At 35.1% G+C, this 23,425-nt stretch carries 23 protein-coding genes; 16 read left to right on the forward strand and 7 right to left on the reverse strand.

The features are described 5' to 3' along the window. Positions 1 to 76: 76 nt before the first annotated feature. The 3 genes from ACNQGN_RS07760 to ACNQGN_RS07770 all read left to right on the forward strand — a co-directional run bounded on the left by ACNQGN_RS07760 (position 77) and on the right by ACNQGN_RS07770 (position 2,761). Complete coding sequence (locus tag ACNQGN_RS07760; protein WP_417987268.1) at positions 77 to 856, forward strand: hypothetical protein; 780 nt, start codon at positions 77 to 79, stop codon at positions 854 to 856. Between the two features lie 325 nt (positions 857 to 1,181). Then, positions 1,182 to 2,138, forward strand: a complete 957-nt coding sequence (locus tag ACNQGN_RS07765) for a GSCFA domain-containing protein (protein ID WP_417987269.1) — start codon at positions 1,182 to 1,184, stop codon at positions 2,136 to 2,138. A 2-nt stretch (positions 2,139 to 2,140) separates the two neighbouring features. Further along, positions 2,141 to 2,761, forward strand: a complete 621-nt coding sequence (locus ACNQGN_RS07770; protein WP_417987270.1) for a DUF4230 domain-containing protein — start codon at positions 2,141 to 2,143, stop codon at positions 2,759 to 2,761. 109 nt (positions 2,762 to 2,870) lie between these two features. On the opposite strand, the gene ACNQGN_RS07775 is transcribed toward ACNQGN_RS07770, so the two are convergent. The 6 genes from ACNQGN_RS07775 to ACNQGN_RS07800 all read right to left on the reverse strand — a co-directional run bounded on the left by ACNQGN_RS07775 (position 2,871) and on the right by ACNQGN_RS07800 (position 9,652). Beyond that, positions 2,871 to 4,628, reverse strand: coding sequence for an aromatic amino acid hydroxylase (locus ACNQGN_RS07775; protein WP_417987271.1), 1,758 nt, complete (start codon positions 4,626 to 4,628; stop codon positions 2,871 to 2,873). A gap of 268 nt (positions 4,629 to 4,896) precedes the next feature. After that, complete coding sequence (locus tag ACNQGN_RS07780; RefSeq protein ID WP_417987272.1) at positions 4,897 to 6,030, reverse strand: esterase-like activity of phytase family protein; 1,134 nt, start codon at positions 6,028 to 6,030, stop codon at positions 4,897 to 4,899. A gap of 115 nt (positions 6,031 to 6,145) precedes the next feature. Further along, positions 6,146 to 6,532, reverse strand: a complete 387-nt coding sequence (locus tag ACNQGN_RS07785; RefSeq protein WP_417987273.1) for a group III truncated hemoglobin — start codon at positions 6,530 to 6,532, stop codon at positions 6,146 to 6,148. A 128-nt stretch (positions 6,533 to 6,660) separates the two neighbouring features. Then, a complete protein-coding gene (locus ACNQGN_RS07790) occupies positions 6,661 to 7,197 on the reverse strand; it encodes a DUF4136 domain-containing protein (RefSeq protein WP_417987274.1) in 537 nt (178 codons plus the stop codon). 49 nt (positions 7,198 to 7,246) lie between these two features. Further along, the gene (locus ACNQGN_RS07795) at positions 7,247 to 9,229 is read right to left on the reverse strand and encodes a urocanate hydratase (protein WP_417987275.1); all 1,983 of its coding nucleotides are present in this window, start codon (positions 9,227 to 9,229) and stop codon (positions 7,247 to 7,249) included. Between the two features lie 246 nt (positions 9,230 to 9,475). Next, positions 9,476 to 9,652, reverse strand: coding sequence for a DUF5522 domain-containing protein (locus tag ACNQGN_RS07800; protein WP_158589746.1), 177 nt, complete (start codon positions 9,650 to 9,652; stop codon positions 9,476 to 9,478). 111 nt (positions 9,653 to 9,763) lie between these two features. Here ACNQGN_RS07800 and ACNQGN_RS07805 point away from each other — a divergent pair, with 111 nt between their 5' ends. The 5 genes from ACNQGN_RS07805 (at position 9,764) to hemL (ending at position 15,620) form a co-directional block, all read left to right on the forward strand. Further along, on the forward strand, positions 9,764 to 10,105 hold the full coding sequence (locus ACNQGN_RS07805; RefSeq protein WP_417987276.1) for a hypothetical protein: 342 nt from the start codon (positions 9,764 to 9,766) through the stop codon (positions 10,103 to 10,105). A gap of 469 nt (positions 10,106 to 10,574) precedes the next feature. After that, complete coding sequence (locus ACNQGN_RS07810) at positions 10,575 to 12,410, forward strand: T9SS type A sorting domain-containing protein (protein WP_417987277.1); 1,836 nt, start codon at positions 10,575 to 10,577, stop codon at positions 12,408 to 12,410. 92 nt (positions 12,411 to 12,502) lie between these two features. Further along, the gene (locus ACNQGN_RS07815; protein WP_417987278.1) at positions 12,503 to 13,399 is read left to right on the forward strand and encodes a 1-aminocyclopropane-1-carboxylate deaminase/D-cysteine desulfhydrase; all 897 of its coding nucleotides are present in this window, start codon (positions 12,503 to 12,505) and stop codon (positions 13,397 to 13,399) included. Further along, positions 13,392 to 14,303, forward strand: coding sequence for a glucosaminidase domain-containing protein (locus ACNQGN_RS07820; RefSeq protein ID WP_417987279.1), 912 nt, complete (start codon positions 13,392 to 13,394; stop codon positions 14,301 to 14,303). Before ACNQGN_RS07815 ends, ACNQGN_RS07820 begins: the two co-directional genes overlap by 8 nt. A 30-nt stretch (positions 14,304 to 14,333) precedes the next feature. Beyond that, a complete protein-coding gene (hemL, locus tag ACNQGN_RS07825) occupies positions 14,334 to 15,620 on the forward strand; it encodes a glutamate-1-semialdehyde 2,1-aminomutase (protein WP_417987280.1) in 1,287 nt (428 codons plus the stop codon). Positions 15,621 to 15,665: 45 nt separating this feature from the next. Here hemL and ACNQGN_RS07830 read toward each other — a convergent pair whose 3' ends face one another. Beyond that, positions 15,666 to 16,085 (reverse strand): hypothetical protein, encoded by a 420-nt coding sequence (locus ACNQGN_RS07830; protein ID WP_417987281.1) that lies wholly within the window; start codon positions 16,083 to 16,085, stop codon positions 15,666 to 15,668. A gap of 184 nt (positions 16,086 to 16,269) precedes the next feature. On the opposite strand from ACNQGN_RS07830, the gene ACNQGN_RS07835 reads away from it, so the two are divergent. The 8 genes from ACNQGN_RS07835 to ACNQGN_RS07870 all read left to right on the forward strand — a co-directional run bounded on the left by ACNQGN_RS07835 (position 16,270) and on the right by ACNQGN_RS07870 (position 23,301). Next, positions 16,270 to 16,758 (forward strand): c-type cytochrome, encoded by a 489-nt coding sequence (locus ACNQGN_RS07835; protein ID WP_417987282.1) that lies wholly within the window; start codon positions 16,270 to 16,272, stop codon positions 16,756 to 16,758. 31 nt (positions 16,759 to 16,789) lie between these two features. Then, positions 16,790 to 18,766: a Sec-dependent nitrous-oxide reductase gene (nosZ, locus tag ACNQGN_RS07840; RefSeq protein ID WP_417987283.1), complete on the forward strand. Its 1,977-nt coding sequence runs from the start codon at positions 16,790 to 16,792 to the stop codon at positions 18,764 to 18,766. Between the two features lie 62 nt (positions 18,767 to 18,828). After that, positions 18,829 to 19,845, forward strand: coding sequence for a nitrous oxide reductase accessory protein NosL (locus ACNQGN_RS07845; protein ID WP_417987284.1), 1,017 nt, complete (start codon positions 18,829 to 18,831; stop codon positions 19,843 to 19,845). Positions 19,846 to 19,925: 80 nt separating this feature from the next. Beyond that, the gene (locus ACNQGN_RS07850; protein ID WP_417987285.1) at positions 19,926 to 21,155 is read left to right on the forward strand and encodes a nitrous oxide reductase family maturation protein NosD; all 1,230 of its coding nucleotides are present in this window, start codon (positions 19,926 to 19,928) and stop codon (positions 21,153 to 21,155) included. After that, positions 21,152 to 21,874 (forward strand): ABC transporter ATP-binding protein, encoded by a 723-nt coding sequence (locus tag ACNQGN_RS07855; protein ID WP_417987286.1) that lies wholly within the window; start codon positions 21,152 to 21,154, stop codon positions 21,872 to 21,874. The genes ACNQGN_RS07850 and ACNQGN_RS07855 overlap by 4 nt, the downstream gene beginning before the upstream one ends. Further along, positions 21,858 to 22,625 carry an ABC transporter permease subunit gene (locus ACNQGN_RS07860; RefSeq protein ID WP_417987287.1) on the forward strand — a complete coding sequence of 256 codons (768 nt, stop codon included), beginning with the start codon at positions 21,858 to 21,860 and terminating at the stop codon, positions 22,623 to 22,625. Before ACNQGN_RS07855 ends, ACNQGN_RS07860 begins: the two co-directional genes overlap by 17 nt. Continuing rightward, a complete protein-coding gene (locus tag ACNQGN_RS07865) occupies positions 22,625 to 22,918 on the forward strand; it encodes a cupin domain-containing protein (protein WP_417987288.1) in 294 nt (97 codons plus the stop codon). The genes ACNQGN_RS07860 and ACNQGN_RS07865 overlap by 1 nt, the downstream gene beginning before the upstream one ends. Before the next feature lie 11 nt (positions 22,919 to 22,929). Next, a complete protein-coding gene (locus ACNQGN_RS07870; RefSeq protein ID WP_417987289.1) occupies positions 22,930 to 23,301 on the forward strand; it encodes a group III truncated hemoglobin in 372 nt (123 codons plus the stop codon). The last annotated feature ends 124 nt before the right edge of the window (positions 23,302 to 23,425 follow it).

Below are 23,425 nucleotides of genomic sequence, written 5' to 3' on the forward strand. Positions count from 1 at the left end.
TCTATTTCATTTTTTTAGATTTGATTACTACAGAATCGGCAGTTTCAAATAGGGAGGATAAGATTTATTTATTATAATGAAAAAGGCAAAAAGTATATACTGGATCTTATCAATTTTTTTATTGACGCTTTATTCGTGTTCAAATGATAGCGATGATAGCGTAAAATTGCTAAAAAAGGTAATTGAAACTTCCGAGAACGGAACCTCAGTGACCACTTTATTTACCTATGACGGAGATAAAATCGTAACTACTGACGGTGTTGGCAAACATACAGATTTTAGTTATACAGATGGTTTAATTTCAAAAATCGTAACGTTAGATAAAACAAGTCAATTTATTGAAACTATAGAGTATACGTATATCGCAGGGGAATTGGTACGTGCAAAGTCGCTAAACAATTATATAATAAATTACATTCATAATTCGGATGAAACCGTTTCTTATGAAAAACTAGCCATTAATGCAGGATCTCAGCAAGTAAAAATGTATCATGGGATTTTGTATTTTCAAAACGAAAATCTCATTAGAGACGAAAGAATATTGGACAATACCGCACCAGGAGTATTGTCAAAATACAGTGTAAGCTTTGAATATGATTCTAAATACAATCCATTGTTTAATATTTTGGGATACAAAAAATTATTGGAGCTTAAAGAAGCAATCTCGTCGAATAATAGTTTAATAAGTACTGTAATTACAAGCGTTTCTAAGGACGACCAAATAACATCTTCCGCTACATTTTATAGAAATTCCTTTACATACGATTTTGAGAATTATCCAACCGAACTGGTAACTGAGAATGCTAGATCTGATAATGGAAATACAGGTTATTTGAAATCGCAATATTTCTATTAGTACATTCTATACATCAATTGGAGATTAAAAACACAATTCAGGACTCAAATATCCAATCAAATATGGTATTTGAGTTTTTTTGTACAAGTATTAGTGTTAAATAGTTTTTTTATAGCTTAATTTATTAAAAATTAGAATATGAAAAAAATAACTTTAGTACTGAGCGTTTTGTTAGTACTGTTGTCCTCTTGTTCAAGTGATAATCTTTGAAATGAAGCTCCTGTTAAACCTTTTCTTAATTTTAGATTTTTAAAGTAAGAATGAATAAGGCTGCATAGTATTTAATCCGCTAAAATTATTCAAATTTGTAGTAAATAAAATAACAATGCAATTCAGAACCCAAATACCCATTGCAAAAAGTAATAGTCCTTTAGATTACAATTCAAAGATTGTGTCTCTGGGTTCTTGTTTTGCGGTAAATATGGCGGAGAAACTAGACTATTTTAAGTTTCAGAATAGATGTAATCCATTTGGGATTTTGTTTCATCCTTTGGCGATCGAGAAACTTATTGATTTTGCTGTTTCTGGAAAGCAATTCACAGAAAAGGATGTTTTTTTTCATAATGAATTGTGGCATTGTTTTGATGTACATTCGGATTTGAGTAACTCAAATAGGGATGAATTGTTAGCGTCCTTAAACGCAATACTCAAAGCAACAGAACAGCAATTACAGGAGGGGTCTCATATTATTATCACCTACGGTACTTCATGGGTATATCGTAGTTTAGAAAGTGATTCCATTGTTGCTAATTGCCATAAAGTACCGCAAAAGCAGTTCACTAAAGAATTACTCTCGGCCGCGGAAAACAAAGAAAGTATTGCCAGTACGCTGAGCTTAATTCAATCCGTAAATCCCAATTGCAATGTCATTTTCACGGTTTCGCCTGTGCGTCATAGTAAAGATGGTTTTGTTGAAAACCAATGGAGTAAAGCTAATTTAATTTCGGCAATCCACAACGTTCTGAGCACTGATCATGATAAACTAAAGGCGACCTATTTCCCTTCCTACGAAATTATGATGGATGAACTCCGCGATTATCGTTTCTATGCTGAAGATATGTTGCATCCCAATCAAGTGGCCATCGATTATATTTGGAAACGTTTCAAGGAAGTTGCAATTTCTGAAAATGCCTTTTCTACTATGGAGGAAGTCGAGAATATTCAAAAAGGTTTGTCACACAGACCTTTTAACCCTGATTCCGAAAGTCATTTGAAGTTCGAAACTAAACTGAGAGAAAAAATCACTAAATTGGGGACTCAATACCCATTTATCAAATTTTAATTATGCTTAGAAGACTACTTACCACAATAGGAATTATTGCCGGAATTTTTTTATTATTCAAGTTTTGTGACTTTAAGAAAAGTGATGACGATGATATCAGTTATAATACCAATCTCATACAGCAACAAATTGTTAATGTAGGGAAACTTGTGGTTACTGAAGGCCATTTCTCAGAAGTTATAACCTATAAAAACCAGCAGAAATATTTATTGGACATGGTTTCCTTTGAGAAAAAAGCACTTATTGTTGTCAATGCTGATGTGACAGTTGCGTATGATTTACATAAAATGAAATACGATATCGATGAAAAAAACAAAACAATAACGATTGTAAGCATTCCGAAGGAAGAAATAAAAATCAGTCCCGATATTCAATTTTATGATGTAGAACAAAGTAAATTGAATCCGTTTACGGGAGATGATTATAATAAAATCAACAAATCGGTTAAAGCAAATCTAGCTAAGAAAATAGAAAAATCGTCTTTAAAATCGAATGCTCAAAATCGCTTGATAAGTGAACTATCCAAAATATTGATTCTGACCAATACTATGGGATGGCAATTGCGATACGAGGGGAAATTGATTGAAAGTGAAAAAGATTTTGGACAACAAATTAAGCTTTAATATTTTTTTTATCAGTTAAGGCAGTCGAAACCATTTTTGGATGCTATTAAAACATTTTGAATAATCTCGACTGTGTTGTATGTGAAAAAAAATAATATAGAGTGAAAGATTAAACTTTCGCTTTATCAAAAATCAAATCCAAACCGTCCGTAATCAAATGTGCTACTTCGGGTCTTTTTTCTTTTAAATTTTCAAGATAATTCATCACTTCCTGTAACAGTTGAGGTTCGTTTCTGTCTTTCAAAAGTTCGGTGATTTCAATGGCTAATAGCCAGTCGTTTGCGTGATTTGTTTTTAGTTTTTCAAAAATTGGAGCTAAAGAAGCTTGCCTGTCTTTGGATTCTCTTACCATTCGAATTGTTTGGTATAGAATCTCTAAATCATCACGTTCAGCAGTATGTTTTGCTTTGATGGTTTTGCTTGAAGGGACATGCGAAATCAAATCAAAACTGTTCACATCAGCAGGCCCGGAAAAAGCTGAAACCACTTTTTTTCCTATCGCCATATCATAATTCCCCCATTTCGGCTGAAACAAAATAGTTTCTCCATGAGTTACTGTACAGTTCTTTAAGCTAATTAAAATAATTTCGCCGTGAAGATTTCTGGATCCGGTAATAATCTCCCCTTTTACGGTTATATCTCCCTCAAATTCCAGTATTACGTTTTTGGTTTCGGTTATAGAGTATGCGCTTAAATCTCTTGGACTCATGTCTTCAATAGCAAGATTTATTCCTTTTAATTTTCCAATCGGACTTCCAAAGCCTTCTGAGTGCTTACCGGTACCATGGCCAACTAATTCTTTTTCTCTATACGATAAAGCAGTCTTTCCTTTAGTTTGAATATAAACAGGTTTGCCATCGTCTTCAATGACATTGGTAAATACGCCTGAAATCTGAATGCCGGTGCTTAATTCAATGGTTCCTAAAGCATTCGAATGAATCAGTTTGTTGATTCCCGATAATCCTCCGGTACGCAATGCCATTTTATTGGCAAACTCTTCCAAAACCATGCTTAAAAAAGCAAAATCAGGAGTGACGTAAAGTTGCGGTTGTAATTTCGTGATATCAAAACTCTGGTTGGCCGCTGTTATGTCGTAAGGGATTTTCTTTACCTTATCGGTCATGCACCATGCACTTTCCCCTATAGAAGAAAGCAGTCCTGCTCCGTAAATTTTAGGGTTGTCTAAAGTTCCTATCAAGCCATATTCTACGGTCCACCAATGCAGGTTTCTAATTTGTGCCATTTCGGATAATTCCCCCATATTGTTCTGCAAATCTTCCACCGCTTTTTCGGCAGCATCAATGTCACTTTGCGGTGTGTCTTCAGCTTCTTTCAAGATGGAAAGCAGTCGAATGGCTTCATACATTTCATAATCCTTATGGGAAGAAATTGCTTTACAGCCTATTTCGCCAAAACGGCGCAGGTATTCTGCATATTCCGGATTGGCAATTATGGGTGCATGACCGGCACCTTCGTGAATAATATCCGGTGCAGGTGTATATTCTATATGCTCGAGTTGACGAATGTCTGAAGCAATCACAAGCACGTTATACGCTTGAAACTCCATGAAAGCGTTCGGCGGAATAAATCCGTCAACAGCTACAGCTGCCCAGCCTATTTCGGTTAGGATACGATTCATGCCATACATGCTGGGAATATGGTCAATTTCAATTCCCGTTTTCTTCAGCCCATCGAGGTATGAACTATGGGCTACTTTTGACAGGTAATTTACATTTTTACGCATCACATAACGCCAAACCGCCTGATTTATGGGCGTGTAGTCGCTATAATCTTGAGGTTTAATAAATTGTTTTAAATGCTTTGGCAATCGGTCTAATAACGGATTGCTTTCTATAGTTGAGTTCATTTCGAAATCGTTGTAGTTACAGTGCAAAAGTACGAATTTAAGGCGCTATTTCCAGCGCATCATTGCAAATTTTTAGGAATTCGTTTGTTTTTTCTAAAATTGCTGGAACGATTCTCCGATTGCTTTGCGGCAACAAAAAAACAAAGCGGCTTTCGTAAATAGCTTTCATTGCAAACAAAGTTCCGTGAGCTTTAACAAAAATTAAAATATATTGAAGTAATCCAGGCAGAGGTTTCTGGGATTGATTAATTGATCTTATTTAGATTTTTTACTGCAGCACCTCAAAAACTAATACTTGTGTTTTTTGCAATTCAGAAAAATTATTATCCGAAATAAAAATCAGTGATGGATTGCCGTTGCTCAGTTTTGGTCCAAAAGTAAGGCCTTCGATATTATCAATAAAAATCCCCAAATCATCCATGTTTAGAATAAGTTTTTTAGCGGCAAATACAAAATTTTGGTTTTTTAACGAGGTATAATTTTTAACATTAGTCGCTTTTTTTAGGTCACACAGAAATATTTTTATCGTACAGGCTTGCCTGCCGGTAGAGTAGGAGCGTTCTACAACCAGCAATTTGTTTTTCCCGTAATGCTGAATCGCCGAAACACCATTTATGGCAAATGCATCTTTTGGGTTGGGTTCAAAAGCGATAGGATCTAATTGATACCCATATTGGGCAGTATTCTTTTTTGTTTTGGCATTAAATTGATACAGTCGGATAAAAGCTCCTTTGGTTGTGTTAGCAGCGCTTCCGTCTTCAAATAAAGGCTCTTCAATGTTGGCGTAAATGTTTTTATATTTTGTGTCAAAAGTAATTCCTTCCAGAGTTCCATTATTTCTGGGACCTTTTTCCTGTTTTTGCATTTGTAAATTTTCCGGTAATTTGGCTTTGTCAATAAAATTACCTTTCAGATCCATACTGTTGATTGTGGGATTTTGCAAAATTAATTTATCAGCGGTAACTAGGCGAGCACCTTCGCTGCTCCAAACTAAAGTGTTCGTTTTTGGATTGAATCGGATGTCTTCCGGATCAGCAGAAGTATTTGGACTAGTAGTCCAATTGCCAAAATTTTTTCCGTTTTCGTCTTTTAGAGTAGTTACAGTTTGGAAATTGATGCTTTCTAATTTGTTTTTGATCAAACGAATTTTTGCAGTGTAAAATCTTGAGTCATTGACTATAGATCTGTCGTCGCATATCAGGTAATAGAGATCTTCTTTTGCATAATAATCGATTCCAGATAGGCCGCCAACCTGAGTGCCTTTAAAAGTTTTGTTAAAAGGGATTTCAAGTGCACTGACTAATTTTAAACTGGCAATCGTTTTATTTTCTGTGCTGTGCTTTAAATTGGAACAGGACACAAGAGCAACTTGTAAAACAACAAAAAATAAAAGTTTACGCATAGTTTGGATTCTCTATTAAATGTTGTGCTGTTAATGGGATTTCGTTTCTTAGGAAATAAATAAGGTTAGACCAAAGAAAGCGTGATTTATCAAAATTCTAAATAGAAGATAGTGTTTAATTTTTATCAGCATTTCTAAAATACTCAATTTTATAATTGAACATTTCAGCCATATTCTTCGCTCTTAATTTAGCTTCCTCGGCTAATGGACCTGCAAATAAGCTATCGGTAGTTTTGATAAAAATTTCCATCCAACGCTCAAAATGTTCTTTGGCAACAGGTAATTGTTTGTGTGGTGGGAATGGACTGCCGGAATAAGTGTGTTCTTCAAGTAAAATTGTTTGCCAAAAGCGATACATTTTCTCTAAATGTTCCGTCCAGTGGTTGCCAATTTTTTCGATGAATATAGGGCCAATAAATTTGTCTTTTTGAATTTTAGAATAGAAGGTATCGACAAGCAATTTGATATCTTCAAGAGTAGTAATATCCTTAAGTGTTTTCATGATTGGGTATAAAAAAAGCCTACACAAAGGTAGGCCATTTATATCAAATAATAGTGTAAAAGGGTAGTGTTACTTTTTAAATACTATCCTGAAAACTATTGGTATTGTTCCTTGTAATCTAAAAACGGTTACTTTTTTACAGGAGGGAATTGCTCTAGGATTTTAGCCACAAATTCATTGATTTGTTTTTCTTTCTCATTGCGGTTTTCGGTCAAATAACCGACTCCTTCGCCTTGCCATACCAATTCTTTTTTTCTGGCATCAATTAGGTCGATATACAAGGTTCCTTCAGTTGAAGAAGAAACATAAGTGCTACGTCCTCCCCATAAGTATGGATTCCATCCCCAACCCCATCCATAACCCCATCCGGCGTTGTATTGGTTAACGTCTATTCGTTCTCTTTCTTTAGTGAGAATGTTTATCAGCAAATCTGGAGTTTCACTTTTAGTCAACCCTTTTTTGCTTAGCTCCCGGTCAATAGCATTGAGTATTCTTTTTTTATCCAATTCTGAAATTTCAACTCGATCAATGCCTTTTTTATGAAATGCATATGTTCTATATTGATTGAAATCTACACTTTTATCATAATCTGAATATACTTTTACGGAACTGCAAGAGGCAACTACGAAAAGTAAAAATACTGGGAGGAGTTTTATTGCTTTCATGGTATAGGTATTTGATTGCTAAATGTTTACTAAAGATACGTTCAAATTTTTAAAAATCCAACAAATGGTCAGCTACTGTATTAGGGATGGTAACTTTTAACAAAGGTTGCGTCTCCATTGCTCTTTTTATTGCAAATAGCGCTCCGTCATTTCTTGCCCAGCTTCTTCTGGAAATTCCATTGTTTACATCCCAGAAAAGCATTGATTCTAAGCGCTTTGATGCTTCTTTAGAGCCATCAAGAACCATACCAAAGCCGCCGTTAATTACCTCTCCCCAACCAACACCTCCACCGTTGTGAATAGAGACCCATGTTGCCCCACGAAAGCTGTCTCCAATGACATTTTGTATTGCCATATCGGCCGTAAAACGAGAACCGTCATAAATATTAGAAGTTTCTCTGTAAGGCGAATCGGTGCCCGAAACATCATGATGATCACGACCTAAAACTACAATTCCTATCTCGCCTTTGGCAATAGCCTGATTAAAAGCCTCAGCAATTTTTACACGACCTTCGGCATCAGCATAAAGTATTCTAGCTTGTGAACCCACAACCAGTTTGTTTTCCTGAGCCCCTTTTATCCAATGAATATTATCCTGCATTTGCTGCTGGATTTCTTCAGGAGCTGTTTTTGCCATTTCTTCCAGAACCTGGCAGGCAATGAGATCAGTTTTGGCTAAATCTTCGGGCTTTCCTGAGGTACAAACCCATCGAAAAGGGCCAAAGCCGAAATCGAAACACATTGGTCCCATGATATCCTGTACATAGCTCGGGTATCTAAAATCAATATGATTTTCGGCCATTACATCAGCACCAGCACGGGAAGCTTCTAGTAAAAAAGCATTTCCGTAATCAAAGAAATAAGTTCCTTTAACGGTGTGTTTATTGATGGCAGTAGTATGACGTCGTAATGTTTCTTGTACTTTTATTTTGAATAAATCAGGATTCTCAGCCATCATTTCGTTAGCTTCTTCAAAAGAAACATCCGCGGGATAATACCCTCCTGCCCAGGGATTATGTAAAGAAGTCTGATCTGAACCTAAATCGATATGAATATTTTCCTCATCAAATTTTTCCCAAATGTCGACTACATTGCCAAGATAGCCGATAGAGACTACTTCTTTGTTGGCTTGCGCTAAAGCGACTCTTTTTACTAATTCATCTGCATTTTCAATCACTTCATTGATCCATCCCTGGCTGTGGCGAATTTGGGTGATTTTTGGATTAACTTCAGCACAAACAGTAATGCACCCAGCAATATTTCCGGCTTTTGGTTGCGCTCCGCTCATGCCGCCCAGTCCTGAGGTTACAAATAAACCGCCTTTTGGACTGCGTTTTATTTTGCGAAAACCATTCAATACTGTAATTGTTGTTCCATGAACTATTCCTTGCGGACCAATATACATATAACTTCCGGCGGTCATTTGTCCGTATTGTGAAACGCCTAATGCATTCATTTTTTCCCAGTCATCTGGCTTGGAATAATTAGGGATCACCATTCCATTTGTCACTACAACTCGAGGAGCTTCTTTATGGGAAGGGAACAATCCCATCGGATGCCCGGAATACATGGTCAATGTTTGTTCCTCTGTCATTTCAGACAGATACTGCATGGTCAGTAGATATTGTGCCCAATTTTGAAAAACAGCTCCATTGCCACCATATGTAATCAACTCATGTGGATGCTGTGCAACAGCGTAATCCAGATTATTTTGAATCATCAACATAATTGCTTTGGCCTGTTCACATTTTCCAGGATATTCAGAAATAGGTCTCGCGTACATTTTATAGTCAGGGCGAAAGCGATACATGTAAATACGACCATATGTTTCTAATTCTTCCGAGAATTCTGTGATTAGTTCAGCATGATGCTGAGGTTCAAAATAGCGTAATGCATTTCGAAGCGCTAATTTTTTTTCTTCTGCCGAAAGAATTTCTTTCCGCTTTGGGGCGTGATTGATATCAATATCATATTGTTTTGATTTTGGTAAAACCGATGGAATTCCTTGTTGGATTTGCTCTTGAAAAGTCATTTTGATGTTATTCGTTAATTTTTAGGTTTACTTTTTTTAAGTATCTCGATTGCGCGATGACACCATTTTAATATTAAAAAATGTACTAAGGATAACGAATATCCGACCTGTGGTAGGATTTGTGAATTTTGATTTTATATTTCAGTGAACAAATATCCATTTTTTGTTTGTTTGTGTTTTTTAAAACTTCCGATTTCTTGTTTCTACTATCTGCAACCTAAAAATCTGATTACTGCAACATGCTAACTATTTTTTATTCGTCCCTGTTTTTTTATCAAATCCATAGGGACAATGACGACAGCCACTTTTACAACAATAGCCACGTTTTAAATGGTACTTTTCAGTAAAACATTTATACCCTTCTGGTGTATAATAGAAATCTTCCCCTTCTATTAATTTATTTTCATTACTTTGGTCAATCATATCTGGAATTAATCTATTTGGACTGCTTTCAAAATGTAAACTGCTCCAGCGATTGAGATTTTCATTAAATAGAGCCCTTTTATTATTACAAATTTATAAATTTTATAGCGAATGTATCTGATTGTTGCTAAATATTTAATTCCGAAAGGATATCGTGGTTTGGCTGCATTTCCATTTGTATTTGTAAAAAGTCGTGGTGATAAAGAAAATTTGGTTTTTGTTAATCATGAAAAAATCCATCTTCGACAACAATTAGAACTTTTAGTTGTTCCGTTTTTTGTTTGGTACTTCTTCGAATATCTTTTCCGTTTGTTTCAATATAAAAATGCCGATTTGGCCTACAGAAATATAAGTTTCGAACGAGAAGCTTATGCTAATGAGTCTGATTTTGGATATCTAAAAAGCAGGTCTTTTTTTCGGTTTTCAAAATATTTAGGTCTAAAAAAGCAGTAATATGTACGTTAGATTATTCTTCACAAACCCATATTAGGGAACTGCTATTCTTGCATGTTTTTCAATAGTTCGTACTGTCTTTCAAAAAGTGCCGCGAGGTAATAGAGGAACATTTTTTTAATTTTATTTCGGATAAGATTTAAATAAAAAGCAGTGTTATTTTTATTTAGTTTTTACAGCAAACAATGTAAGAAATTATATCTCTAAAAACACAAAAGGTGTATTTAGTCGACTAATTGTACTTTTTGTCGGCATTTTTAGTAGATATAAACCTGTTTTTTTTGTAACTTTAGATAAAATATTTGATAGTAGATTTTATTTTCCGAAAATCGTGATTATAAATGCCACCTTGAAATTTTTTAGTATTCCTAATAGCTTCATTTTCTATCATTAAAGGTGCTATGCATATATTGGAATTGTTTACTAACATGCATACGATTTTTTACAAATTAATTTAATTCAGAAGCTTATGGACCCAAAATTACTTAAAAAAACACTGTTGATTGTTGCTGGATTTTTATTTCAGTGCACTGCTTATGCCCAGATGTATGTGAGTCCGAATAGTTATGTATTTGCAAACAACGAGGTTGTTTATATTAAAAATGACTTAGAGCTAAATGCTGCCAGCAGTAATTTTTATTTGAGGAAGGATGCTCAGTTGTTGCAAGGCTCCACTACAGCAGGAACCAATAAAGGAGTTGGGAGTCTATCTGTTTTTCAAGAAGGAAGTACCAACAATTACCAATTCAATTACTGGTGTTCACCAGTAGGAGGAAATATCGCTACAGCTGGAAACGCTCCTTTTGGGATTACCCAACTCAAAGATATTGTTGATTTGACAAACAGTAATGCCCCAACTATTCTACCGATGACTAATTATAATGGGACGGCTAGTCCATTTGCAATTGCCCCGTATTGGATCAATAAGCTAACCGCTGCTGCCGACTATTCAAACTGGATACAAGTAGGATCGGCCTCTAGTGTAAATGCAGGGGAAGGATTTACGATGAAAGGAACTTCAGGGACAAATTTAACTACGGTAAATGGGGTTCAAAACAATCCTACTAGTCAACAAAGATATGATTTTAGAGGAAAACCAAATGATGGTACAATTTCTATTCCTGTTGCAATTGAGCAATTTACATTAACTGGAAATCCTTATCCATCAGCGATAGATTTATCTGCATTTTTAACCGATGCGATACATTGTACCGGGATTGCTTATTTCTGGGAACAGGATAAAACGGTAAACTCACATTATATAGCTGACTATAAAGGAGGGTATGGGACTTTTTCCCCTATTTCTAGAGATGGATCTGGAATTTATGTTCCTGCAACATTCTATTCCTACGATGGTTCCGGAAATGAGGGAACGAGTGCTGGCTTAGGAGCAATTTATGAAAGACGTTTTAGTCCTGTTGGGCAAGGTTTTATGATTGATGGAGCTGCTAACGGTACTGTAGAGATGAAAAACAGTTATCGAGTATTTGTGAAGGAAAGTGCTGATAATTTTTCACAGTTTCAAAAAAATATAAATCAACATAAAAAGAAAAATGCTGCGGAGTATTTGTCGGCTGTCAAATCAGTATCAGGGTTTGATTATACTAAAGTCAGTACTGTACCCACACCACAGATTAGATTTAATACCCTAATTGATAGTAAAGGAATTCGTCAGATGGTTTTGGCATTTGTTCCTGAAGCTACGGACGGTGTTGATCGGGCAATGGATGCAATCTCCACCAGTGATGGTTCTCCTGCGGATATTTATTTTGTAGTACAAGATGGAGAGTATGTAGTCAATGCTGTGAATTTTGATATGGATAAAAAAATTCCACTTGGATTTAAAAATAAGAATAAAGCCAATTATAAAATTACGGTAAAAGAAATTTTGAACTTTACAGCATCTAATAACGTTTATTTACATGACAAAGTGACGAATTTATACCATGATATAAAAAACAATTTCTATGATTTGGTAGTACCGGGTGGAGTGAACAATACGCAATTTGAAATTACTTTCAAAAAGAGTTCAACTTTAGGAATTGAAGATCTCGCAAGTCAAAGTTTTGTAGTTTATCAAAATAATTCAACTAAAAATCTAACGATTAATAATCCGTTGCTTATGGATCTTGCTACATGCGGTTTGTACGACGTAGCGGGAAAATTGATTTTCAGTAAAAAAGACTTGGGTGTGGAGTCGTCTTATAAATTTTCTACTTCGGGTCTTGGCGATGGGATTTATATTGTTAAGTTATCGACGACAGACAATATTGAGGTTGGTAAAAAAATTATAGTTAAAAACTAGAATTCATTAGAAATGAATGTAAAAATGCAATCTATAAAGGGTTGCATTTTTATTGTATATAAAATTTTACCTTTGTACCAAAATTAATTCTTTTGAATCAGCAGCTAAAAACGCCATTTCCAAATTCTATTTCAGTATCTATCAAACGGGAAGATTTGTTACATCCTTTTGTTTCCGGGAACAAGTTCAGAAAACTGAAATACAATTTGCTCCAGGCGAAAGAAGAAAATCAAGAGACGTTGCTTACTTTTGGTGGCGCTTTTTCAAATCATATTGCAGCAGTGGCTTTTGCAGGAAAAGAAAAAGGATTTAAAACGATAGGGATTATTCGAGGGAATGAATTAGGAGACAAGATTTCGGAGAATCCTACCTTATTATTTGCGCAAAATTGTGGAATGCAACTGGAATTTATTTCGAGGGAAGAATATCGCTTAAAAAGCGAGATTGCCTTTTTAGAAAATTTAAAACAGAAATTTGGCGGTTTTTATCTTATTCCGGAAGGTGGAACTAATGCATTAGCAATCAAAGGCTGTCAGGAAATTTTAACGCCAGAAGATGCTGAATTTGATTACATCTGTTGTTCAGTAGGAACGGGCGGAACCATTTCTGGAATTATTAACAGCGTTTTACCCCATCAAAAAGTTTTAGGTTTTCCTGCTTTAAAAGGTGATTTTTTAAAAGAGGAAATTCGTAATTTTGTCCAAAATAAGAATTGGGAATTAATTACTGATTATCATTTTGGCGGATACGGAAAAGTAAATGAAGAATTGATTGGGTTTATTAATCAATTTTATGCAGAAAATCAAATTCCTTTGGACCCTGTTTATACTGGAAAGATGGTTTTTGGCGTTATAGATTTAATTCAAAAAAACTATTTTCCTGCGGAATCAAAAATTTTACTGATTCACACTGGTGGAATTCAAGGAATTCAGGGCATGAATATAAAATTAAGAAACAAACAATTACCAACAATCGATATCAATGTTTAAAAAAATTATAATGATTCTTGCAATAGTAACTTTGATAGGCTGTAAAGCCACAAAGCCAGTTATTGTAACAACAAAAAAAACTCCTGTAAAACCAAAATTGGAGGTAGTGCGCACTATTAAAAAAACCAATGCAGCAAGTACTAATGCAACAAACCCGATACTGTCAAAACCCGTAAAAAAAGAACAAAGTAATCGTGAAACGGAAGTAATCGTATCAACCTCAAAGACGGTAGTTACGAATGATGTGGTTGTTGCTTATATTTCTCAGTTTAAAGAGATTGCTATGGGGAATATGAGGAATTATGGTATTCCGGCAAGTATTATTTTGGCTCAGGGAATTTTAGAATCGGGTGCCGGCAGGGGCGATTTGGCACTATATGCTAATAATCATTTTGGTATAAAATGTCATGAAGGCTGGGCAGGAGATAGTGTGAAACATGACGATGATGCAGCCCAGGAATGTTTTAGAAAATACAATAATCCGTCTGAATCTTTCAAAGATCATGCTGTATTTTTAACCGGAAGAAGCAGGTATTCTAAACTATTTGGATTTTCGAAAGGGGATTATAAAGCCTGGGCCAGAGGTCTTAGGGTAGCTGGTTATGCCACAGATCCAAGGTATCCGGACAAATTGATTTCTTATATTGAGCGGTATAAATTGCATCAATATGACATTCAGGTCCTGGATGTAAATTATGTTTCAAATGAACAGCAAATGGTTGAAGAATTAAAAATAGAATCTAAGAATCCTATAAGCAAGGGCTTGGTTTCCTATGTGGTTCAAAAAGGAGATACACTATATTCCATTTCGAAAAAATTTGACTTAAAGATTGAGGATTTAAAACAAAGAAACAATCTTTCGGATAATACGCTTTCTATTGGGCAGCAGCTGGTAGTAAAATAATTTAAAATAACTATAATTCATAATTCATAAATGTTGTATAAAAGAAGCAGTCAGCTTTTTGCTGAAGCAGAAAAAGTAATTCCAGGAGGTGTGAATTCACCTGTAAGAGCCTTTAAAGCAGTGGGTGGAACTCCAATTTTTGTCAAAAGTGCCAAAGGGGCTTATTTGTATGATGAGGACGGAAATCGTTTAATAGATTATATTAATTCCTGGGGGCCTATGATTTTAGGACATGCCTATGAGCCAGTCGTACAAGCTGTAATTGAGAAAGCTAAATTGGGAACTTCATTTGGGATGCCAACAGAATTAGAAACGCAAATTGCAGCTTTAGCGGTTTCCATGGTTCCGAATATTGATAAAATCAGATTTGTGAATTCGGGTACTGAGGCTTGCATGAGCGCCGTAAGACTGGCTCGTGGATTTACCAAAAGAGATAAAATAATAAAATTTGCAGGTTGCTACCACGGCCATTCCGATTCGTTTTTGATTCAGGCGGGGAGTGGAGCAATCACTTTTGGATCGCCAAATAGTCCTGGAGTTACTGCAGGAACTGCCAAGGATACGCTGCTCGCAAAATACAATGATTTGGATAATGTAGCCATTTTAATAGCAGCTAATAAAAATGAAATTGCTGCAATAATCATAGAGCCTGTTGCTGGAAATATGGGTTGTATTCCGCCTAGTAAAGGGTTTTTGGAAGGCTTACGCCAATTGTGTACTGACAATGGAATATTATTGATTTTTGATGAGGTTATGACCGGATTCAGGCTTGCCAGAGGTGGTGTTCAGGAATTGTTTGGTATAACTGCTGATATTGTTTGCTTCGGAAAAGTAATAGGTGGAGGATTGCCAGTTGGTGCTTTTGCCGCTCGTGAAGAAATTATGAATTATCTGGCGCCATTAGGTCCGGTTTATCAGGCAGGAACTTTATCCGGAAATCCATTAGCAATGGCGGCGGGATTAGCGATGTTACAAGCGTTGGACAATGACCGTGCAATTTTTCAAAGATTAGAAGAAAAAACAGCTTACTTAGCTGCAGGAATTGACAAAGTTTTGAAAGCCAACTCTGTTGCTTTTACCATTAACAGAATCGGATCAATGATTTCTGTACATTTTGATGCAGCTTCGGTTGTTGATCTTCAAACTGCCTTTAAAGGCGATAACGAAACATTCAAGAAATTCTTCCACGGATTGTTAGAGGAAGGAATTTACATCGCACCATCTGCCTATGAAACATGGTTTATTACGGATGCACTAACATATGAAGATTTAGATTTTACGATACAGGCAATTGATAAAGTTGCTAAAACTTTTTAGATAAGAAAAACTTCCGGCTTTTTAAAGACCGGAAGTTTTTTGTTCTTATTGTCTATCACCACGGCTGTGATCACCTCTTCTTTCGTGTTCTTTTTCCTTTTGGGCATTCCATTTTTCAAATTGCTCAGCTGATAAGATGCTTTTCATTTTGTTTTTTACTGCAATTTGCTCATCCATCATTTTGCTTTTCATTGCAAAACGCTCATCACTGCTTTTTTCCTGTTTTGCTTTTCGTTCGGCCCGCATAACTTCTCTTTTTGCACTTTGTTCAGCGATGATTTGACCTATTTGTTCTTGCTGTTTTGCATTCAAGTCCAGTTCTAATGTCATTTTCTTTAACTTTAGCTGATTTCTTTGCTCTGGAGTTAAATTTTCCATCTCAGCTCTTTCTGGTCTTCCTTTTCTTTCTTGTGCAAAGCTTGCCATTCCAACAACTAATAATGCGACAATAAATAATTTTTTCATTTGTATTGTTTTTAAGTTATAGTTTTTAGACAATGAAAAGAGTCAAAAGTTTAATAGTTAACAAAAGATTATCGTTTAGCGTAGTTTATTTAAACCAAAAAAAAGATGATTAAGTATGATTGAAGTCATAATCAATCAGCTAATCTAATCGCAAATTTGTTGAAGAAATTTAAAAACTATTTATATGTACAAATTAACTTTTTTTGTAGTTGCATTAGTAATGTTGACTTCATGTGGCGATAAAACTAAGACCACCGATGATTTTTCAAAAGATAATGCTGCTGCTTCTGAAGAATCTGCGACAAACCCAGCCGATGTAACTACGTACGACCCAAACAGAGGTATTGGAAAACACACTTCAGTAGATTTAGGAGATAAATTAGATGAAGTCATGGCCGCCGAGGGAGAGAAAATTCAATCTGTAAAGTGTTCGTCATGCCATAAATTGACTGATGAGAAATTAGTAGGTCCAGGATGGAAGGGAGTAACTACCAGACAAAAACCAGAATGGATTATGAATTTCATCACCAATCCAGACCCAATGATTGATAAAGATCCAAAACTTCAAGCGCAACTGGAACTTTGTTTGGTTCGTATGCCAAATCAAGCCTTAACAGATATTGATGCAAGAAATTTGCTGGAATTTATGCGTAAAAATGACGGTGTAAAATAGTGCTTAGAAATAATATTTAACCTAAAAGAATATGAACAATATATTTATAAAATCAACTCTTGCCATTGTCTTTGCAAGTGCATTTTTTGGTTCTTGCAGGCCTAAGGATACAGCAGATGCCGTAAGTGGTGATGCAGCCCAAAAAGTCTATGTTGCTCCGGGGAAATATGACGAATTCTATAATTTTGTTTCTGGAGGTTTTAGTGGACAAATGAGCATTTATGCGTTGCCAAGTGCGAGATTGTTGAGAGTGGTTCCTATCTTTTCTCAAGATCCGCAAAGCGGTTATGGATATAGCGAAGAAACTAAACCAATGTTGAATACTTCTCATGGTTATGTGCCCTGGGATGATCAGCATCATCTGGAATTGTCTCAAACTAAAGGTGAAGTTGATGGACGTTGGATTTTTGCCAATGCTAATAATACGCCCAGAATTGCGCGTGTTGATTTAAAAACGTTCAAGACAGTTGAGATTATTGAATTGCCAAATAGTGCCGGAAATCATTCCTCTCCATTTATTACCGAGAATACAGAATATGTAGTAGCCGGAACCCGATTTAGCGTTCCTACCGATAATGCAAATGGTGATGTGCCTATTAATACTTATAAAGAGAATTTTAAAGGATATTTAAGTTTTGTAAAGGTAGGTGCAGCTGGTCAAATGGATATTGCTTTCCAAATTGAGGCGCCAGGAGTGAATTTTGACTTAAGTCATGCTGGTAAAGGGAAGTCTCATGGTTGGTTTTTCTTTTCCTGTTATAATACAGAGCAAGCCAATACTTTGCTTGAAGTAAACGCTTCGCAAAATGACAAGGATTACATCATGGCGGTAAACTGGAAGAAAGCTGAAGAATATATCAAAGCTGGAAAAGGAAAAAAAGTGGCTGCTAAATATGCACATAACACTTGGGATGAAAAAACGCATACGGCAAAATCAGAAATTAGAACAGAAGTTTTAGTTTTGGATTCTAAAGTGTTGAAAGACATATGTTATATGATTCCTTGTCCAAAATCTCCTCACGGATGTGATGTAGATCCTACGGGAGAATTCATCGTAGGTAGTGGAAAACTTGCAGCTCTAATTCCCGTATTTAGTTTTGATAAAATGCAAAATGCTATTGCAAAAAAACAATTTGATGGCGAATATGAAGGTATTCCGGTTATTAAATACGAAGCAGCTTTGCATGGAGAAGTAAAGAAACCAGGTTTAGGACCATTACATACAGAATTTGACGGAAAAGGGAATGCGTATACTACTTTCTTTGTTTCTTCTGAAGTGGTAAAATGGGATATAAAAACGCTAAAGGTTTTAGACAGAGCACCGACATATTATTCTCCTGGGCACCTTTCTATCCCAGGTGGAGACAGTAAAAAACCATTTGGTAAATACATGGTGGTTTATAATAAAATTACGAAAGACAGATACCTGCCAACTGGACCGGAATTAGCTCAAAGTGCACAGTTATTTGATATTAGTGGTGATAAAATGAAACTTTTATTAGACTACCCCACTATTGGAGAGCCACATTATGCTCAATCTGCGCCAGCTGATTTAATCAGAAACAATGGTCAGTTGAAATTTTATAAAATTGAAGAAAATAATCATCCTTATGTTGCAAAAGGAGAAAAAGAAGCTAAAGTTGTCAGAGAAGGAAACAAAGTTCATGTCTATATGACTTCTATTCGATCTCACTTTGCTTCTGACAATATCGAAGGTGTCAAAGTTGGAGATGAAGTTTATTTCCATGTTACTAATTTAGAACAAGATTGGGATGTACCTCATGGTTTTGCCATAAAAGGCGCTGATAATGCGGAGTTATTAATCATGCCTGGAGAAACAGCCACGTTGAAATGGGTACCCAAAAAAGTCGGCATATTCCCATTCTATTGTACCGATTTTTGTAGCGCACTGCATCAGGAAATGTCAGGATATCTAAGAGTTTCTCCTGCAGGAAGCAATGTTCCTATAACTTTTAGCCTGGGGACAAATATGCCAGCTAAAAAATAATCGCTCAAAATTTAAAAAGGGAACAAATAGTCTGTTTGTTCCCTTTTTTTAATAAAAAAAACATGGATAATTCAAAAATTTCAATGCTTTCAAAAATCCTGCTTTTGTTGGTGATGGCATTATTAATGTCTTCTATTTTTGTTCCAATGTGGAGAATTGAGTTGTCTGCACCACAATATCCTGAAGGTTTAGTACTGCAGTTGCATGCCAATAAAATCGCAGGTGACGTTGATGTCATTAATGGACTTAACCATTATATAGGGATGAAAACATTGCACAAAGAAGATTTTATAGAGTTTACGGTATTGCCCTATATCATTGGGTTTTTTGCTCTTTTTGCTTTGATAGTCGCAGTGATTGCTAAGAAAAAAGTATTATATGGTTTGTTTGTTTCATTTATTCTTTTTGGAATTTTAGCCGGAGTGGACTTTTACAGATGGAACTATGAATATGGACATAATCTAGACCCGAATGCAGCAATTAAGGTGCCGGGAATGTCCTATCAGCCACCATTAATTGGATACAAACAACTTCTGAATTTTGGAGCCTATTCTATTCCGGATGTTGGAGGATGGATGTTAATTGCCTCGGGGTTTTTGTTGTTCATACTTGTGATAAAAGAGTCTAATCTGTTGCAAAAATGGAGAAAGCCAAAAACGCAGGCAGTTTTGTTATTCCTTTTGTCTTTGTCTTTTTTATCGTGTACTAAAACGGAAGCAGTTCCGATTAAATTGAACGTAGATAATTGTGATTTCTGTGGAATGACTATTTCCGATGGTAAATATGGAACGGAAGTGATTACTCAAAAAGGGAGAGTTTATAAGTTTGACGACGTAATGTGTATGATAAATTATGGAAAAGAAAATCCTAACACAAAAATGGCAACTTATTATGTAAGTGATTATACAAAAGATAATGTGTTAATTCCTGCCGAAACCGCTTTTTTCCTTTATGGAGAGGCGATTCAAAGTCCGATGAGAGGTGGGATTATATCTTTTTCTTCTGAAAAGGAAGCGAAAAAATTTGAGGTAAAATTAAATGCAAAACAAATTGCGTGGGATGCAGTTTTCACAAAATAAAAAAAGTACTTTTTGAACCATTAAAAAAATAAGAATAGTTAGTTTTCTTAATTAAATTCAGATGGTTAATTTTAAAAATAATGAAAAAACTCTGCTGCATATTCCTATTATTTTCTTCATTGATTAATGCTCATGTGATTGAAGTTGGTCCTGGTAAACCTATAAAATCAATTAAAAGAGCCATTAGTATAGCTAAAGTCGGTGATACGGTTTTGGTTCATAAAGGGGTTTATAGAGAAGGCAATATTGTTATTGATAAAAGAATTGTTTTCCTTGGGAAAAACCTTCCCGTTTTGGATGGACAAAAGAAATATGAGGTGCTTTCCATTCAAGCTGACAGTGTCGTTGTACAGGGTTTTAAAGTTATAAAGTCGGGCTATGCCTCACTTATAGATCCATGTGCTATTAAAGTGTACGGCAAAAATCATGTTGTTATTCAGAACAATATTTTGGATGATAATTTCTTTGGGATTTATATACAAAATGGTAAAAACTGCTTAATAAAAAACAACCAAATTGTAGCTTATGGTAAAGAAGAGCAGCAGATAGGCAATGGAATTCATTGTTGGAAAAGTGAGAATCTTCAAATTATTGCCAACACTATTTCAGGGCATAGAGATGGGATTTATTTTGAATTTGTTACCAATTCCGTTATCTGGAGGAATATTTCAACAAACAATATCCGTTATGGACTGCATTTTATGTTTTCTAATGATGATGCATATATTACAAATGTTTTCAAAAACAATGGTGCTGGTGTTGCAGTAATGTTTACCAAAAATGTAAAGATGTTCAATAACTATTTTGAAGAAAACTGGGGAGATGCCGCTTATGGGTTATTTCTTAAGGAAATTACAGATAGTCATATCATTGGAAACAAGTTTTCAAAAAACACCTCCGGAATTCACATGGAAGGAACGAACAGGATTCAGGTTGAAAAAAATGTTTTTGAAGCAAACGGTTGGGCTATGAAAATCCAGGCCAGTTGTGTAGACAATGAAATTGTAAATAATAATTTTATTGGCAATACTTTCGATATGGGCACCAATGGAAGTTTAGTTTTAAATAAGTTCAATAGCAATTATTGGGATAAATACGAAGGGTATGATTTAGACAAAAATGGAGTAGGCGATGTGCCCTATCATCCATTGAGTTTATTTGCGGTCTTGGTTGAAAATAATCCTTCGGCAATGTTGTTGTTCCGGAGTTTCATGATAACACTTTTGGATAAATCTGAAAAAGTTTTGCCCAGTATAACCCCCGATAATTTTATCGACAATTCGCCATTAATGCACTCGTTATCTTTATGATAGAAATTAAAAGTATATATAAAAAATTCGGAAAGTTGGTCGTTTTAAAGGATGTTAATCTTACTTTTAAAAAAGGGGAATGCATTGCGTTAATCGGCCCTAATGGCTGTGGAAAAACGACTTTGATCAAAAGTATTCTAGGTATGGTGATTCCGACAAAAGGAGATGTTTTGTTTAACCAAAAATCGATTTTAAAACAGTTTCAATATCGTGAACAAATTGGATATATGCCCCAAATTGGACGTTATCCGGACTATATGACTGTAGGTCAAATTATCGAAATGATTAAAAAAATTCGAAATTCAAATCAGGTTTTAGATGAAGATTTAGTGAAATCATTTGCACTCGAAAAAATATATGACAAACAAATGCGGACACTTTCGGGGGGTACAACCCAAAAAGTGAGTGCGACATTAGCTTTTTTGTTTAATCCGGAGGTGCTGATTTTAGATGAACCTACAGCCGGATTAGATCCACTGGCTTCCGAAATATTGAAAGAAAAAATTATAAAAGAAAAAGAAAAAGGGAAACTCATTTTGATAACCTCCCATCTTTTGAGTGAATTAGATGATTTGATAACTCAAATCATTTACATGGAGGATGGTAAAGTGTATTTTCATCAAACTATTGCTGATTTATTGCAATCAACAAACGAGCAAAAAATATCAAAAGCAATTGCCAAAATTTTAAAAAACAAGAGCAATGAACCGAATAATTAAAATCATTTTTCTAGACATTCTGAAGAACAAGATTATAGTGGCTTATACTCTTATTTTAACAGTACTTTCCTGGAGCGCATTTGGATTGGAAGATAATTCCGCTAAAGGATTGCTTACGATTTTAAATATAATTTTATTCACAGTTCCACTTGTTTCTATTCTTTTTGCCACGATTTATTTATACAATAGTTCTGAGTTTATTGAGCTTTTATTGAGTCAGCCGATTAAGCGGAAGAAAATTTGGTTGAGTTTGTTTATAGGGCTGTCTTTGTCAATGATTTTGGCCTTTTTTATCGGCGCTGGAATTCCGCTTTTAATCAATGCTCCGGATAGCGTAGGAGTTATGATGCTGATTATAGGCTTCCTGATTACTTTGGTGTTTGTAGCTTTGGCTTTTTTAAGTTCGATACTCACCAGAGACAAAGCGAAAGGAATAGGAATTGCCATAATGGGTTGGCTGTATTTTGCGTTGCTTTTTGATGGAATAATTTTGTTTTTATTGTTTCAATTATCAGATTATCCAATCGAAAAAATAATGATAGGCGTTACGGCGCTAAGTCCAATAGATTTAGCACGAATCCAAATTTTGTTACATCTTGATGTTTCTGCTATGATGGGGTATACCGGAGCCATTTTTAAAGATTTTTTCGGAACAGCATTGGGGTTATTAATCTCTTTTTTACTATTGTGTTCATGGGTTATTATTCCATTTTATATTTCATTAACCAAATTTAAAAACAAGGATTTATAATGTTTAAAGATATTCTAGAAAAATTAGAAAATGCCGTTAATCCAGTAGTGCAAGTGGTCCAAAATACTTCGTGCAGTAAAGTAATTGTTATTGCTTTCAAAAAAGGAATGGTGCTTAAAGAGCATAAAACGGATGTGACTGCAAAATTATTGGTAATAAAAGGAAACGTGATATATAAAGAAGAAAGCCAGCATACTGAACTTTTTCTTTATGACGAAAAAGATATTCCGGTAACAGTTTTACATTCAGTAGAAGCAATTGAAGATAGCTTGTGTTTATTATTTAAAGGATAAAAAATCTACAAATGAAAACAGATATAAAAAATAGAAACGACATTGAGAAACTGGTGAATGCTTTTTATGATAAAATAAAAACCGATGGTACAATTGGTTATTTTTTTACAGATGTGGCTAAAGTAAATTGGGAACTGCACTTGCCTATCATGTATGATTTCTGGGAAAATATTCTGTTTTTTAATGGAAATTACACTGGAAACCCGATGGTAAAACACAAGGAATTACATCAAAAGAGCGAAATGAAGGAAGCTCATTTCCAGCATTGGAATGCATTGTTCAATGAAACCGTTGATCAATTATTTATTGGAGAAAAAGCAACGGAAATCAAGCAGAGAGCGATGAATATTTCCTCTTTATTGATGAATAAAACGATAGGATAGAAGGCATGAAAAAAGGCGTGAACTAAAAATTGAACTGCCCCCAAAAAGTTAGACACTATTTGGGTGCAGTCTAAAATAGTTTACGCCTTTTTCAATCTAACAGAATGAATTAATAATAGTATTT

The sequence above is a fragment of the Flavobacterium rhamnosi genome (assembly GCF_048286515.1).
Classification (GTDB): domain Bacteria; phylum Bacteroidota; class Bacteroidia; order Flavobacteriales; family Flavobacteriaceae; genus Flavobacterium.